Consider the following 15,246-nt stretch of genomic DNA (forward strand, 5'->3'; position numbering starts at 1 on the left):
ACATCCGTGACATCCGTGACATCCGTGACATCCGTGACATCCGCGACATCGCGCAAGGAGCCCCCCGTGCACGACGCCCGCCTCACGATCGATCCCGCGTTCCGGGTCGCGCCGGTGCGGCGCCGCACCTTCGGTGCCTTCGTCGAGCATCTGGGCCGGTGCGTCTACACCGGCGTCTACGAGCCCGGCCACCCGAGCGCCGACGAGGACGGCTTCCGCCGCGACGTCCTCGACCTCACCCGCGAGCTGGGCGTCAGCACCGTCCGCTACCCCGGCGGCAACTTCGTCTCCGGCTACCGGTGGGAGGACGGCATCGGCCCCAAGGAGAACCGCCCCCGCCGGCTCGACCTGGCCTGGCACAGCACCGAGACGAACGAGGTCGGCGTCGACGAGTTCGTCCGCTGGTGCCGCAAGGCCGAGGTGGAGCCGATGATGGCGCTGAACCTCGGCACCCGGGGCATCGCCGAGGCCCTCGACCTGCTGGAATACTGCAACCACCCGTCCGGCACCGCGCTGTCCGACCTGCGCGTCGCCCACGGCGCCGAGGAGCCGCACGCCATCCGGATGTGGTGCCTGGGCAACGAGATGGACGGCCCCTGGCAGACCGGGCACAAGACCGCCCTGGAGTACGGCCGGCTCGCCGCCGAGACCGCCAGGGCCATGCGCATGGTCGACCCCGGCCTCGAACTGGTCGCGTGCGGCAGCTCCGGCTCGACCATGCCGACGTTCGGCGCGTGGGAGGCGACCGTGCTGGAGGAGACGTACGACGTCGTCGACCTCATCTCGTGCCACGCCTACTACGAGGAGAAGGACGGCGACCTCGGCAGCTTCCTGGCGTGCTCGACCGACATGGAGTACTTCATCCGCTCGGTCGTCGCCACCGCCGACCACGTGGGGGCCAGGCTGAAGTCACGCAAGCGGATCGACGTCTCGTTCGACGAGTGGAACGTCTGGTACCTGTCGCGCTTCCAGGCGGCCGAACCGCCGCGGGACTGGCCGGTCGCGCCGCCGCTGCTGGAAGACCACTACCACCTGGCGGACGCGGTAGCCCTCGGCGGGCTGCTCATCACCCTGCTGCGCAACAGCGACCGGGTGACGGCCGCCTCGCTGGCCCAGCTCGTCAACGTGATCGCGCCGATCATGACCGAGCCCGGCGGGCGGGCCTGGCGGCAGACCACCTTCCACCCGTTCGCCCAGGCCAGCCGGTACGCGGCCGGTGACGTGCTGCGGGTCGAGCCGGTCTCCCCGCTGTACGAGACCGCGGAGTACGGGGAGGTGCCGCTGCTGCACGCGGTCGCCACCCGCTCCGACGACGGCGTCACGATCTTCGCCGTCAACCGCGCCACCGACGGGCCGCTCTCCCTGGAGCTCGACGCCCGCGGCCTGCGGATCACCTCGGCCACCACCCTCACCGACCCGGACGTCTACGCCCGCAACACCGCCGACGACCCGGACCGCGTGGCCCCCCGTCCCAACGAGAACGTGGAACAGGACCCGATGCGCGTCCTCCTCCCCCCGGTCAGCTGGAACGTCATCCACCTGTCCTAGCGGCGGACGCCCTCGGCGTCACCCCCGACGGTTTCGAGCAGCGCCGTGAGCTCCTTCACCTCGGCGTGATTGTCGAGCTGCACGAAGAGCCGGCGGGCCGCGCTCCAGGCCGTACGGGCCTGGTCTGGATCGGTGGTCGCGTGCAGGGCGCCGAGGGACTTGAGGGCCTGCCCCTCGTGGAAAGGGCTGGCGAGCTCGCGCCAGATCTCGACGGCGGCGGCGGTGTGGGCGACGGCCAGGGCATGGCGGCCCTCAGCCTGTTCGAGCTCTCCGAGCGCGCTCAGTGACATGGCCTCCTGGAAGCGTGCCCCCCAGCGGCGGGCCGCCCGGAGGCTCCTGTCGAGCACATGCCTGCCGCGCGAGTCGCCCAGCTTGACGTAAGTCATGCCCAGGTGCGGCAAGATGGTGATCTCGCTGCTTCTGCTGCGGAGCGAACGGGCCAGTTCCACGCCTCGCGTGAAGTGCGCCTCGGCCTCGACAAGGCCGCCCTCCTCCCGCCGTACGATGCCGAGCAGGGTGTGGATGCGGCACAGCTGCGACAAGAGGGGCACGTCCTCGGCGAGTCGGAGGCCGGCCTCCAGATGGACGGTCGCCCGCTCGATGTCGCCCTGGATCCAGTGGCCGTACCCGAGCTGCCATTCGGCCTCCACCTGACCGAGCACGTAACCGGCTTCCCTCGCCTTCGCCAGCGCCGCGTCGAGGTAGGCCACGGCCTTGCGGGGCTCTCCCCGGACCAGGAACGCCATGCCGGCGAGGATTCGGGCGTCGGCCTCGCCGTTGACCTCGCCCAGGCTCTCGAAGAGCGCGACCGCGGAAAGGCCGTGCTCCAGTGCCTCCTCCTCGGCGTGCCGGGGGCCCATGCGCAGGCACTCGGCGAGGTCGCGCAGCATGAAGGCGCGGCCGCGGGCGTTCCCGGCGCGCTCGCAGGCGTCCAGCGCGAGCCGGCTGGTCGACTCCCAGTCGTCGTAGTAGTCGCGCAGCTCGAAGAAGTTGACGGCCGCGTCGGCGAGCTGCCAGCACAGTTCGTCCGCGCCGAGCGCGGCGGCCTGCGCCACCGAGGCCCGCAGCGCGCCTCTTTCCGCCTCGAACCAGGCCCAGGCATCGGAGATCTCGACGTGCGGCTCGTGGGTCACGCCTTCGGCGGGAAGCGTCGGGAAGACCCTCCCGGGCAGCCGGGTGTCGGCCCGCCGGGCGAGGACCAACCAGCCGCCGAGCGCACGGGACATCGCCGCATGGATCTCCTGCGGGGAGGCCTCGGCTTCGGCGCGGTCGCGGGCGTGCAAGCGGATCAGGTCGTGGAACCGGTAGCGGGACTGGCCCGTGGCGTCGGTGCCCGCGAAGGTGAGGAGGTTGGCGCTCAGCAGCTCGCCGAGGCGGCGCTCGGCCTCCTCCAGGGACGCGTCGAGCACGGCCGCGGCCACCCAACCCGCGAAGTCGGGGGCGTACAGCTCGCTGAGCAGGCAGTAGAGACGCCGGGCCGAAGGCGACAGGGCTGTGTAACTCAACCCGAGCGAGGCCCGTACGGTGAGGTCTCCGACCGCGAGTTCGTCGAGGCGGCGTCGCTCGTCGCGCAGCAGATCGGCGACACGCGAAAGGGGCCAGTCGGGCCGGGAGGCCAGGCGTGCCCCCGCGGCCCGGACGGCGAGCGGCAGGTGGTCACAGAGCCGGACGATCTCGGCCGCCTCGCCAGGCGCGGCCCACACCTGATCCGATCCCGTGATCCGGGCCAGTAGCTCGATCGCCTGGGCGGGCCGGAAGACGTCCAGGTGCAGGTGCCGCACGCCGGCCAGGCCCGTCAGCCGGGGGCGGCCGGTGATCAGCACGCCGCAGCTGCCCGACCCCGGCAGCAAGGGGACGACCTGCGACTCGTCGGTCACGTTGTCGATCACTATGAGCATCCGCTTGCCCGCCAGCAGCGACCGGAAAAGGGCCGTGCGGTCGTCGATCGACCCCGGGACGGTGGACCCGTCGACGCCGAGGACGCGCAGCATCGACTCCAGTGCCCGGCCGACGGCGATGCGGTCAACGGTGCCGGAGAAGCCGACGTAGAGCTGGCCGTCCGGAAACGCGTCCGCGAGCTGATGCGCCACGTGGAGAGCGAGTGCGGTCTTGCCGACCCCGCCCATGCCGGAGATCGCGCAGATCGTCGGCGCCTGGTGCCAGTCCGGGGACAGCGCGTCCCTGAGCGTCGCCACCTCCTCGTCCCGGCCGGTGAAGTCAGCGATCGTGGGTGGGAGCTGGCGAGGGACCACGGTGCCTCCCGCCGGCGGCCACGCACCGGATCTCGCGGACAGGTCGACCCGATCGTCACCGCGGAGGATCGCCTCGTGCACGCGGCGCAGCATGGGGCTCGGCTCGATGCCCAGTTCGTCCCCCAGCAGGTCGCGGACGGCGGCGTAGGTCTCCAGCGCCTCGGTCTGACGGCCGGACCTGTAGAGGGCGAGCATGAGGTGCGCGTGCAGGCTCTCCTGGTAAGGGTGGGCCCGCGCCACTTCGCGCAGCTCGGCCAACGCCTCCGCGTGCCGCCCGAGGGCCAGCTCGTTCTCCGCCCATCGCTCGTACACGGTGAGCCGAAGTTGTTCGAGGGACAGCGCCTCCTCTGCGAGAGGCTCGGAATCGAGGAATTCCGCGAACGCCGGCCCCCTCCACAGATCCAGAGCACGCCGGAAACACCGGCCGGCGGATTCGTGACTTCGACGGTCGAACGCCGCCGTTCCCTCTGCTGCGAGTTTCCGGAACTGCGCCGCGTCCACCTCTCCGTGGGTGACGAGCAGATATCCTTCCGGCTTTCTCAGCAGTCGCTCCGCGCCCAGTTGAAGGCGGAGTTGGTGCACGTACGACTGGAGGTTGCTGCGAGCCGAGACCGGCGGCCGGTGACTCCACAGAACGGCGGTCAGGAAATCGCTGGAGACCGGCTGGTCCGCCCTCGAGATGAGACCGGCGAGCAGCATCCGTAATTTCCGGGCGTTGCCGAGAAAGGTGTGCCGACCGTCATGGATCACCTGGAGTGGGCCCAAAACCTCGAAACGCATCCAGTGTCGCTCCGCCCTGGACATTCATAGGGAGATCGCCGGCGGTGGTCCGCCGCTCGGTCATGCTCGCTGAGCGGTGCGGCTCAAGGGGGGTGAGCGTGCCGATTTTAGGTCGTCGCCGTGCCGGGCGCAAAGGCACTTTCCGGTCTCCCGGCAGGTCGCTGCCCGGGGTTGCGGGGACGGCCCGCTCGGGCTGTCCGGCGGCCACCCCGCCGCCGTAACACACCCGCCACCGTCAGTGATGTAGCGCGGCCATGGCGGCGGTTCGTAGGTTTTGGACATCCTTACGGATGCGATTCGACGGCGCACGAAAACACGGGAGGTGTGCATGGAGACGCAGAAGACCGAGACCAAGAAGCTTGAGCTCAAGGTCCGCAAGCTCGAGAAGATCGAGACGACCAAGCTCCGCGAGGGCAGCGGCTGAGCTGGTACGACGCGCCGGGGTCGGTCGAGCCGCGATCGGCTCCGGCGTTCCAGGTAACGAAAGAGTGCGCGCATGCGGAAACCTCGCGTCAAACGTGTTCACCTGCCGATGGTCCTCCCGGACGGCCGGATAAGAATCGGCCTCGGCCAGTACGGCGTGGCCGCCGAACTGGAGGACGACGCCGAGGGGAACATCGCCCGCATTCTCACCCTCATGGACGGCACCCGGGACATCGAGCAGATCTGCTCCGACTTCGTGGCGGACAACCCGGAGGTGGACCGGGAGAACGTGCGCGAGATCGTCGAGGCGCTCATCGGGGAAGGGTTCATCGAGGACGCCGAGGCGGAGCCGCCCGCCAACCTCTCCACACGGGAGTTGGAAAGGTACGCACGCGCCGGCCACTTCTACTCCTGGATCGACACCGTCCCGCGGGAGTCCCCCTACACGGTCCAGTCGAAGATCAAGGACGCCAAGGTGGGAATGCTGGGCCTGGGCGGCACCGGATCCGCCGTCGCGGCGGGCCTGGTGGCGAGCGGCATCGGCGCCCTGCACGTGGCCGACTTCGACGAGGTCCAGGAATCGAACCTGACCCGGCAGCTCCTCTACACCGAGCAGGACATCGGCGCCCCCAAGGTGGAGCGGGCGGTCGCCCGGCTGCGCGCGATGAACAGCCTGGTCACGGTGACGGGCAGCGACGTCAAGGCGACCGGGCCCGACGACGTGGCAGCGTTGATGACCGGCTGCGACGTGTTCGTGCTCTGCGCCGACGAGCCCCAGCCGGACATCATGCTCTGGACGAACGAGGCCGCGCTGCGTACGGGAACGCCGTGGTTCGTCAGTTTCTACGCCGGGCCGATGGCGGTGGTCGGCTCCTTCCATCCCGGCGAGACGGGATGCTGGCTCTGCGCGCGCCGTGACGAGGACGCCAGGCAGGCCGACTCGGGGGAGCGACTGCTCGTGGCCGCGGGCCGCCCGCCGAACGCGGTGGTCGCCGCCAGCGCCAACATCAGCGGTCACATGTGCGCGCTGGAGGTGCTCTACCACCTCGGCGGCCTGCCCGCCCAGGCGCGCGGACGGATCTTCCACTGGAACTTCGCGGTCTGGGACCACTGCTACGCCGTGCCGGTGGCGCGTCACGACGACTGCCCCGCCTGCGGCTCGGTGAGCGGATGACGGCGCCCGCCGCCGTCGACGCGACCGGCACGCTCCTGTTGCGCCCGCTCAGCATCCAGGCGGACGACGACCCGGACAGCGTCATCGTCGGACGGCCGGAGCTGGGCGAGTTCGTCAGCCTGCCCGCCCTCTACGGCAAGGCGGTCGAGCTGCTCGGCGACGGCCTCCCGGTCGGCGTGGTCCAGCGCCGGATCGAGGACGAGCACGACGTCGAGCTGGATGTCGTGCAGCTCGTGGAGGCGCTCGTCGACCTCGGCTTCGTGGCCCGGCTGAACGACGTGGACCTGCCGGACGCGGCCGACGAGGCCCCGCCGCCCCATCTGCCCTGGCTGGCCGAGAGGCACGTGGGGTGGCTGTTCGGCCGCCCGATGGGGGTGCTGTGCGCGGTCCTGGTCGGCGCGGCGGTCGTGACTCTGTTCGGCCGGCCCGATCTGGTGCCCGTGTACCACGACTTCTTCTGGAGTGACTACATCGGGCTCACGACGCTGGTCAACACCGCGATGTTCTCGGTGGTGATCAGCCTGCACGAGCTGATGCACCTGGCGGCGGCGCGATCGCTCGGCACGCCCGCGCGCATCGGGTTCGGCACCCGGCTGCACAACCTGGTCGTGCAGACGGACGTCACCGCCATCTGGTCGGTGCCGAGGCGCTCGCGTTACCGCGTCTACCTGTCCGGCACCTACTGCGACCTCTTCCTCCTGGCGATCCTGCTGCTCGTGCTCGCCTACGCGAACCCGCCGGAGGAGGTCGCGGCGCTCCTGCGGGCCCTCGCGCTGATCACCATGCTGAGCGTGCCGATCCAGGCACACGTCTACATGCGGACCGACTTCTACTTCGTGCTCGCCGACCTCCTGCGCTGCCGCAACCTGTTCGGCGACGGGCTCGACTACGCCCGCTACCTGCTCCGCCGGGCGGTCGCCGTCGTCAGGCGGACGCCGCCCCCCGCCGACCCGAGCACCGAGCTGTCCGCCCGCGAACGGCGGGCGGTGCGGATCTACGCGGTGCTGCTCGTCCCCGCCGCGACGATCGCCCTCGGCACGTTCGCGATCTACACCCTGCCGATCATCGTCAGCTCGCTGCTCCAGGCGCTGGTCGCCGTCTGGGGCGGCCTGAACGGCGGCTCCGCGCTGCAGGGCGTCGACGGCGGCCTCTTCCTGCTGGTCGAGGGCGGCATCCAGGTCCTGTTCGTGGTCACGTTCATCCGGTCGCACCCCCACTGGTTCCGCCGCGGGCGGTCGTCCGGCGCGTGAGGGGTCAGGCGGGACCGGTGCTCTCGCGTACGACCAGCTCGGGCTCGACCAGGCGGCGGGCCGGCTCCGTGTGGCCGGCCATGCGGTCGAGCAGCAGGTGGAAGGCGTGCCTGCCGACCTCGCCGAACTCCTGGCGGACCGTCGTCAGCGGCGGCCAGAAGTAGGCCGCCTCCGGGATGTCGTCGAACCCGACCACGCTCACCTCGTCCGGCACCCGGCGGCCCGCCTCGCGCAGGGCGCGCATGAGGCCGAGCGCCATCTGGTCGTTGCCCACGAAGATCGCCGTCACCGACGGGTCGTCGGCGAGCCGCCGGCCCAGCTCGTGGCCCGAGCGCGGGCTCCAGTCGCCGCGCAGCGGTTCGGGCACCGGCCGGCCCTCGGACTCCAGGACCTCGCGCCAGCCGTCGATCCGGTAGTTGGCGTCCAGCCAGTCGACCGGCCCGCCCAGGTGGTGGACGGTCCGGTGGCCCAGGTCGAGCAGGTGGCGGGTGGCCCTGGCCGCCCCGGCGCGCTGGTCGACGGTGACGACGGGGACGGGGATGTCCTCACCGGCGTCGACCGCCACCACGGGCAGGTCGCGCGGCAGGTGGCGCAGGCCGTCGGCGGCGGACTCGTGCGGGGCCAGGATGACGACGCCGTCGACCGCCTGGGCGCGCAGCCGCCGCACCGCCTCCTCGATGGAGCGCCTGCTGAGCTGGCTGAGGCTGGCGATGCTGACGCTGTAGCCGCTCAGCCTGGCCGTCTGCTCGATGCAGTAGAGGGTGGACGCGGGACCGTACAGGGTGGTGTCGATGCTGACCACGCCGAGCACGCCCGAGCGGCCGGTGACGAGCTGGCGCGCGGCCAGGTTGGGCCAGTAGTCGAGCTCGCGGACGGCCGCGAGGACCCGCTCGCGGGTCTCCGCGCGCACCCGGTGCGGCGCGTTGAGCACCCGCGAGACCGTCATCGCCGAGACCCCCGCCAGCGCTGCCACGTCACCCAGCACGGCGGGCTTGCGCGGGGCCTCGGTCTCGTCTCCTGCGCCGGCCATGCGTTCCCCCTCGTGATGTCCGCATTAACGCTAACAGGAGGAAATCCCGGCTTGGCGCCCGGATGATTGACGGAACGAGTAACAGAATGAGGTTCCACCACGGAGGAGGACCGTTGAACCTGCCCGAGACCGGGATGACCGCCGACGAGCTGCTCGCGGAGCTGGCCCGGCTCACCGAGCACGACCTGCCCGTGCGCGGCGGTCAAGTGACCTCCTACGTGTACGACACCGGCCGGCCGGAGGTGCACGAGGCGGCGGCTCGCGCGTACGCCGCGATGCTGGAGGTCAACTGCCTGGACCCGACGGCTTTCCCGAGCATCGTCGAGATGGAGAAGCAGGTCGTCGGCGCGGTCGCGGACCTGCTGGGCGGCGGGCACGGCGTCTTCACCAGCGGCGGCACCGAGTCGATCATGCTGGCCGTGAAGGCGGCCCGCGACGCGGCGGGCAGGGACCGGCCCAACCTGGTGCTGCCGGTCACCGCTCACCCGGCCTTCCACAAGGCGGCCCACTACCTGGGCGTGGAGGTCAGACCGGTGCCGGTGGACCTCGCGACGTTCAAGGCCGACGTGCGGGCGGTCTCGGAGGCGATGGACGAGGACACGGTGCTGGTCGTCGCGTCGGCTCCCTCGTACCCGCAGGGGGTGATCGACCCCGTCGGGGAGATCGCCGCGGTCGCGGCGGAGGCGGGCGTGCTCTGCCACGTGGACGCGTGCGTGGGCGGGTGGCTGCTGCCGTGGCTGCGCGAGGCGGGCGCGGACGTGCCGCCGTTCGACCTGTCGGTGCCGGGGGTGACGTCGCTCTCCTGCGATCTGCACAAGTTCGGGTACGCGCCGAAGGGGGCGTCGGTGGTGCTGTTCGCCGACCCGGCGATGCGGCGGCGGGCGTACTTCGCGTCGGCGGCCTGGCCCGGCTACACGATCATCAACGCGACCGTGCAGAGCTCCCGCTCGGCGGGGCCCCTCGGCGGGGCGTGGGCCACCTTACGGGCGCTCGGCCGCGAAGGGTACGTCGCGCTGGGGAAGGCCACGCTGGAGGCGGCGGACCGGCTGCGCGCGGGCCTGGCCGGGATCGGCGGGCTGCGGGTGCTGGGCTCGCCGGAGTCGACGCTGGTCGCGTTCACCGGCGACGACGTGGACGTGTTCACCCTCGCCGACGAGGCGCGGGCGCGCGGGTGGTTCCTGCAGCCGCAGCTCTCGTACGCGGGCATCCCGGCGAACCTGCACATCACGGTCACGGGGGTGACGCTGGCCGGGGTGGACGCGATGCTCAAGGTGATCGCCGAGTCGGCTGAGGCCGCCCGGCGGCTCGGGCCGCCCGTCGTCCCCGACGGGCTGGTGGAGCTGATCAACGGGCTGGACCTGGACACCCTGGACGACGCCACGTTCGCCGAGCTGGCCGCCTCGGTGGGGGTGGACCTGCGGCCGGGGGCCGGCCAGCCCCGGATGGCCGTGGTCAACGCCGTGCTGGACGCGCTCCCGGCCGAGCTGCGGGAGGCGATCCTGGTGCGGTTCCTGTCGGTGATCTACAGCTAGTACCGTTCGCGTTCGTGCCCCCGTTACCGCGCCCCGTCCTCGCCGCCTGGTGGGCCGCCGTCGTCGTCGCTCTCGTACCCACGTGGTGGTGGTGGGGGAGCAGTTGACACCGGAAACGCTGGAGGAGCTGGAGTGGGGCACCACCGACATCTACGGCATGGTTCGCGCTTTCGGCAGCGTGAAGCCGACGCCGGTGCTGTCGGCGCTGGCCGACGACCTCGGCATGATCGCGGAGCTCGCGTACACCTGGGCGCTCCCGGCGTTGCTGGTGCTGGCCGGGTTCCTGGGCTGCCTGCGGCAGAGCGACCCGGAGGCGTTGGGGCGGCGGGTCGCGTGGGGGCTGGTGGCGGTGGCGGCGGCGGGGCCGGTCACCGCGGTGGATCTCTCGCTGACAGTTCTCAGCCCGGAGTGGTTCGCCGCCATGGCCGACTGCTGGGGGCGTGACCAGGTCTGCTACCTGCTCGCGGCCCTGCTGGTGCTGGCCGCCTCGCTCGGCATGCCGCGCCGTCCCGGCCCGGCCCCCGAAGGGACCGGGCTCAGGGCGGCGGCGCTGCTGGCCGATTACGTGATCTTCTCCGTGGCGCTCGGGCTGGTGACGCCGTTGCTCTCCGATAGCCGCCGCTTCCTCCACTCCGACGGTTTCCGAGGGCTCCTCTCCCTTCTGGAGCCGGAGATACTGCCGTCGGGCGACGAACTGGCCACGCTGGGGCTGCTGTTCCTGTACGTGTGGATCCCGCGCGGCACGACCGTCGGCAAGCGGCTGGTCGGGCTGCGGGTGGAGGGTGCCGGGGCAGGGAAGGCGGCGCTGCGGGCGCTGCTCTTCCCCGTCGCCGTGCTGTGGCCGGTCTACGGGGTGTTGTGGCTGGCCGCCGACGTGCTCTGGTCGTTCGTGGACCGGGACGGGCGGATGCTGCACGACCGGCTCCTGGGTACTTCCGTCACCTTCACCAGGGGGCATCCGGCCACCCTGACGCCATCTGTGCCGTGAGCCCTCCATCTTGCCTCGCGATCAGCGTGGCCTTGCTATCTCTCGCCGCCGACCGCCGCCCAGACACTGACGATCCGCTGACCGTGGATAGAGGGATTTCAGAACGTGTTCTGATATGGAGCCTTCACCCTGGAACTGGTCGAAGCACTCTCCGACGCGGCCGAGCTCGACGTCGATGCCACCACCCGCGAGGTCGTCGCGGGCTGGCGAGCCACCGCCAGAATCAAGGCCGACCCTGCACATTACGCCGAGGCCCGCAAGCCCATCAGCGGCGACTTCGGCCCGGTGACACGAGCCGCCCCATAGCCGGAGCAGGTCGCGTTCCGGGCAAGTCAGGAGTCACCTGAGGAACTCTTCCGCACCCTCGAACTCAGACGTCGGGAGCACACCCAGCGTGGAGACCTCGGCCCAGGCCAGGTTCCAGCGCCGCGGCACGGACCGGGTCCCCCACCTGATCGCGGTCTGCTCAACCAGCCACAGACCACGACCACCGCACTCATCGTCACCCGGCCGGCGAGAACGAGGAACCGTCGCCGCACCCTCATCGATCACCTCGATCCTGGCCAGCACGTCGGTAACCCCGAAGACCTTCACCCTCACCAGCCCGCCCGGCCGCCCTGACGCGGTATGCAGCACGGCGTTCCCTGCCAGCTCACTCGCGACAAGCCGGGCACCGTCCACATCGCGATGCCCGGCCACCATCAGAGCGTCAGCCACCCAGCGGCGAACCAGGCAGACCCACGCCGCGCTCCCTGGAATCGTCAGCTCCACCAGAGTCCGCTCGCTCACTGCGCCACCTCCCACACCCGTTCGAACGCGTTCTCGTCCCGCACCTCCACCCACCGATCACGGCCTCGTCCCCACGAGAACACCCACCTCTCGCCCCGCAGAGAAGCCCGTACGAGCAACGGCCCCGACGCTCGCCGGACTGTGACGCACGGCTCGTCACGCCTCGGCAGCTGCACCGAAACAGCCAGCCCACGCCTCGCCAGGCCCCATGCGAGCTGCGTCAGGTAATGGAACTGCACCTGCTCACGAGTCGGCATGGAACGTTCCAGAATGTTCTCTCTCCGTTTGCGTCGCATTTGATCCAACCGCCCTTCGTGCGCGAAGCCGATCCAGCCCGACCACTGCGCCAAACCAAACTGCACACGGGCGCAAGACCCATGACGACCCCACCGAAGTAGCCCGCCCGGCCACCCCGTCGGCCACCTGGAGGACAGCGCGCGCGTTGACCGCCTGCGTTTCTGCCGGTCCGGCGGCCAGGGCCGGGGTCCCCATCGGGGGTCTGGTACGGAGGCGCTGCGGGTTGCCGAGGTGGGGGCAGGCAAAGGTGCCGCTGGTAGCGGAGCCGCATGTCGGGCGGTTGGCGCAATTTGGCGTGCTGGTTGTGTCTACTGTCTCCTTGTACGACGAAATGTCCGGGGACAATCCTTGGCTTGTCTGGGACCATGGTGAACGCGAGAGGGAGCCGTGTCAAGGATTGGTCGGGGACAATCTCGGAAAGGGAGTAGCATGCAGCACTCGCGCTATCTGGACATCGCAGCGGAGATCAGGCGCAGGGTTGAGGCCGGCGAATGGGAGCCGGGCTCCCGCCTTCCCCGACTCAACGATCTCGCGGCCGAGTACGGCGCGAATCGCGACACCATCGGTCGAGCCATCGCGGCGCTGGAGTCCCAAGGCGTGTTGTGGGCCGTGCAGGGCCGGGGCATCATCGTCCGGCACGGGATGATGCGCCTTCGCAGACCGCGCGGGAACCTGGTGAAGCGCAACAGGGCCACGCCCAGCGCCGGTTACTCCTTCCCCTCGGCCTCCGGCCAGGAGAAGTGGAAGCACCACATCACCCCCTTGGCAGGCCACGAACCACTGACCGACCCGAGGATCGCCAAGCTGCTGGGCGTCGAACCGGACACACCCGTCATGCGCCGGTTCCGGGTCACCGGGCCCGAGTCCGAGCCGCCCTTTCAGATCAACATCTCGTGGATACATCCGCGGGGAGTGGCCGACGCCCCCGAGACGGCGTCCGAGGACCCCGGCCCAGGCCACTGGCTGTACCTGCTGGAGAAGGCCGGCCACTGGCCGATCAGTTGGACCGAGTTCCACCGGGCACGCACCCCGACCCCCGACGAGGCGCGCCTGCTGGAGATCCCGATCAGCCTGCCCGTCCTGGAGATCGTGCGCGTAGGCACATCCGGAGCGGACGGCAAACCGATCGAGGTCACCGAGTACATCGTCGCCGGCGATCGGGTGGAAACCGTGCACGTGCTGCATCGAGACGAGTCCGCGCGATCCCCCTGGCCCGACATCCCAAGCCCCGACCAGGTCGAGACCGGCAGGTGAACGCCCATGAGCCGCCTCACCGTTGAAGCGTCCGCCCGCACACACATCGGACTCGTACGCCGCCACAACGAGGACGCCGTTTACGCGGGTCACCACCTGTTCGCGGTCGCCGACGGCCTCGGCGGGCACGCGGCCGGCGACGTGGCCAGCTCCACGGTGATCGACACCCTGAAACCGTATGACCGCGTGCACTCGCCGCCGGATCTCCCTGACGTGCTCGGACACGCGATCCACGCCGCGAGTCTGGCGCTGCGCGACAGGATCGCGATCGACCCGGACGCCGCGACCATGGGCACCACCCTGGTGGCCATGCTCTGGTCCGGGACGACCGCGGTCGTGGCCAACATCGGCGACTCGCGGGCATACCTGCTGCGAGATGGCGACCTGACCCAGATCAGCGAAGATCACACCTACGGCAATCTGGTGGCGGACGCGGCCGACGTGCCCAATCTGTCCGAGAAGATCGCACGATTTCTCGACGGCCGCGCCGACGGGCGCTCCCCCGACCTGAGCCGGCGACAGCTCCACTCGGGAGATCGGTATGTGCTGTGCTCGGACGGCTTGAGCGGCGTCGTGCCCACCGGGGTCATGCGGGCTGTCCTGGACTCGACCACTGATCCGGGCGACGCGGCCGAGCGGCTGGTCGCGCTGGCTCTGGAGAGTGGCGGGCCGGACAACATCACTGTGGTCGTCATAGACGTACGCAGCGACGACGACGATCCGGTGGTGGAGACAGCCTCGTGCTGACCGCGTGAGACAGCCGGTCGGCGTCGCGGAGTTCGGGGCGGCGGTGACCGGGCCGAGGTTGATGATCACCTGCTCGTCCTCGCGACAGGTGCGTTCGGCCTCGGTCATGACGCGTTCTCGCGCGCCTCGTTGACGCAGCGGAAGCCGGGGACGAGGTGAGCGCTGACGGTCCAGGGCGGCGTCCGAGGCGATGTGGAAGGTGGCGCTCTCCCCCGACAGGAGGGTGACCAGCATGGTGTCCACCGAGGCGGCGAGGTCCAGCCGGTCAGGGAAGAGCGCCACGTCACGCAGGATCGCCCAGGCGGTGACCGTGACGCGGTAGCCGCCATCCACCGTGTCCACCGCCGCGTCGTAGGCCGCCGGAGGGAAGGCCACGGCCGGGTCCTCGGCGAAGAAGAACCGGGTGCGCTCGTCGCCAAGGCGCTAGGACCTGACAATCGAGAACATCGAGCGCGTCCGTGTCTCAACCCCGTCGAAACAAGAAACGGCAGAGTGACCTAATTTTTCCAAAAGCTCGAGTTCTCTGGCGGATCGTCTGCCGGCTGTTCAGCAGGTGGGGCCGAAGGTTGCTCAGGAAGAGGGTCGAGATATTCCTCGGACTTGGCGGAGGGAGCGGTTTCCTGGCTCGGCGCAGTAAACTCGCGGAAGCCCTTCAGAGTTTCCTGTATTGCACTTGCCTGAGTGCTCATGGCGCGCATCGTGTGTTCGTGAAGGGTCGCAAGGTTCTTCGCGATCTCTTCATGAGTGGCCGCCAGACTCCTCGAGACCTCTTCCTGGTCGGCAGCCAGTCGGATCAGTGTGTCTTCGAGCTTCTCCAACGGGCTTTTCTCTGGGGGCAGCCCTCGTTTTTCCACTTCCGCACGCACGCGGGACAGGCGATCACGCCAGTCGTGCAGACCGTTGGGATAGTTGTGGATGACGCCGATTACGCTCTCATCCCACTCGCCCTCGCTGAAGAGAGCTTTGAGTCCTTCGCCGGCCTGCGCGAGCCTGTCCAATGTTTGCGCATCGGAATCAAGCCATGCCTTGACCTCATCGTAATTGGCCATGAAGTTCCTTCCTCCTGTCCCCAGGAATCGACAGCCGAAGATTGGCACCCCCTTACTATCGACGCTTGCCAGAGTTTCGGGAAGTCTTCTCCTCGATGAATTCTGTTAAGCTGTGTCGTTCGGTCATCAGGAG

The 15,246-nt window shown here is 70.0% G+C and carries 11 protein-coding genes; 7 read left to right on the top strand and 4 right to left on the bottom strand.

Annotated features, from left to right (window positions below):
* Positions 1-66: 66 nt before the first annotated feature.
* A complete protein-coding gene (arfA, locus tag OUY22_RS02815; protein ID WP_270153107.1) occupies positions 67-1,548 on the top strand; it encodes an arabinosylfuranosidase ArfA in 1,482 nt (493 codons plus the stop codon).
* Here the strand turns inward: arfA and OUY22_RS02820 are convergent.
* Positions 1,545-4,604 carry an AfsR/SARP family transcriptional regulator gene (locus tag OUY22_RS02820; RefSeq protein ID WP_333486584.1) on the bottom strand — a complete coding sequence of 1,020 codons (3,060 nt, stop codon included), beginning with the start codon at positions 4,602-4,604 and terminating at the stop codon, positions 1,545-1,547. The genes arfA and OUY22_RS02820 overlap by 4 nt on opposite strands.
* A gap of 472 nt (positions 4,605-5,076) precedes the next feature.
* On the opposite strand from OUY22_RS02820, the gene OUY22_RS02825 reads away from it, so the two are divergent.
* Both OUY22_RS02825 and OUY22_RS02830 read left to right on the top strand, forming a co-directional pair.
* Entirely contained in the window at positions 5,077-6,177 is a 1,101-nt protein-coding gene (locus tag OUY22_RS02825) for a TOMM precursor leader peptide-binding protein (RefSeq protein ID WP_270153109.1), read from the top strand.
* Positions 6,174-7,427, top strand: a complete 1,254-nt coding sequence (locus tag OUY22_RS02830) for a hypothetical protein (RefSeq protein WP_270153110.1) — start codon at positions 6,174-6,176, stop codon at positions 7,425-7,427. Before OUY22_RS02825 ends, OUY22_RS02830 begins: the two co-directional genes overlap by 4 nt.
* A 4-nt stretch (positions 7,428-7,431) precedes the next feature.
* Here OUY22_RS02830 and OUY22_RS02835 read toward each other — a convergent pair whose 3' ends face one another.
* Positions 7,432-8,457: a LacI family DNA-binding transcriptional regulator gene (locus OUY22_RS02835; protein ID WP_270153111.1), complete on the bottom strand. Its 1,026-nt coding sequence runs from the start codon at positions 8,455-8,457 to the stop codon at positions 7,432-7,434.
* Positions 8,458-8,570: 113 nt separating this feature from the next.
* Here OUY22_RS02835 and OUY22_RS02840 point away from each other — a divergent pair, with 113 nt between their 5' ends.
* Positions 8,571-9,989 (top strand): pyridoxal phosphate-dependent decarboxylase family protein, encoded by a 1,419-nt coding sequence (locus OUY22_RS02840; RefSeq protein WP_270153112.1) that lies wholly within the window; start codon positions 8,571-8,573, stop codon positions 9,987-9,989.
* Between the two features lie 82 nt (positions 9,990-10,071).
* The gene (locus OUY22_RS02845) at positions 10,072-10,977 is read left to right on the top strand and encodes an RDD family protein (RefSeq protein WP_270153113.1); all 906 of its coding nucleotides are present in this window, start codon (positions 10,072-10,074) and stop codon (positions 10,975-10,977) included.
* A 339-nt stretch (positions 10,978-11,316) separates the two neighbouring features.
* On the opposite strand, the gene OUY22_RS02850 is transcribed toward OUY22_RS02845, so the two are convergent.
* Positions 11,317-11,766, bottom strand: coding sequence for an ATP-binding protein (locus OUY22_RS02850; RefSeq protein ID WP_270153114.1), 450 nt, complete (start codon positions 11,764-11,766; stop codon positions 11,317-11,319).
* A gap of 726 nt (positions 11,767-12,492) precedes the next feature.
* On the opposite strand from OUY22_RS02850, the gene OUY22_RS02855 reads away from it, so the two are divergent.
* A complete protein-coding gene (locus tag OUY22_RS02855; protein WP_270153115.1) occupies positions 12,493-13,317 on the top strand; it encodes a GntR family transcriptional regulator in 825 nt (274 codons plus the stop codon).
* Between the two features lie 6 nt (positions 13,318-13,323).
* On the top strand, positions 13,324-14,064 hold the full coding sequence (locus OUY22_RS02860; RefSeq protein WP_270153116.1) for a PP2C family protein-serine/threonine phosphatase: 741 nt from the start codon (positions 13,324-13,326) through the stop codon (positions 14,062-14,064).
* Between the two features lie 497 nt (positions 14,065-14,561).
* Here the strand turns inward: OUY22_RS02860 and OUY22_RS02865 are convergent, their stop codons facing one another.
* The gene (locus tag OUY22_RS02865) at positions 14,562-15,113 is read right to left on the bottom strand and encodes a hypothetical protein (RefSeq protein ID WP_270153117.1); all 552 of its coding nucleotides are present in this window, start codon (positions 15,111-15,113) and stop codon (positions 14,562-14,564) included.
* Between the last annotated feature and the right edge of the window lie 133 nt (positions 15,114-15,246).

The organism is Nonomuraea corallina (genome assembly GCF_027620315.1).
Classification (GTDB): domain Bacteria; phylum Actinomycetota; class Actinomycetes; order Streptosporangiales; family Streptosporangiaceae; genus Nonomuraea; species Nonomuraea corallina.

What these genes read in the sequence shown, in the direction of transcription:
- OUY22_RS02825 (WP_270153109.1), top strand. Translation starts at nt 5,077, where the DNA reads ATGCGGAAACCTCGCGTCAAACGTGTTCACCTGCCGATGGTCCTCCCG.
- OUY22_RS02820 (WP_333486584.1), bottom strand. Translation starts at nt 4,604, where the DNA reads ATGTCCAGGGCGGAGCGACACTGGATGCGTTTCGAGGTTTTGGGCCCA.
- OUY22_RS02860 (WP_270153116.1), top strand. Translation starts at nt 13,324, where the DNA reads ATGAGCCGCCTCACCGTTGAAGCGTCCGCCCGCACACACATCGGACTC.
- OUY22_RS02830 (WP_270153110.1), top strand. Translation starts at nt 6,174, where the DNA reads ATGACGGCGCCCGCCGCCGTCGACGCGACCGGCACGCTCCTGTTGCGC.
- OUY22_RS02835 (WP_270153111.1), bottom strand. Translation starts at nt 8,457, where the DNA reads ATGGCCGGCGCAGGAGACGAGACCGAGGCCCCGCGCAAGCCCGCCGTG.
- OUY22_RS02865 (WP_270153117.1), bottom strand. Translation starts at nt 15,113, where the DNA reads ATGGCCAATTACGATGAGGTCAAGGCATGGCTTGATTCCGATGCGCAA.
- OUY22_RS02855 (WP_270153115.1), top strand. Translation starts at nt 12,493, where the DNA reads ATGCAGCACTCGCGCTATCTGGACATCGCAGCGGAGATCAGGCGCAGG.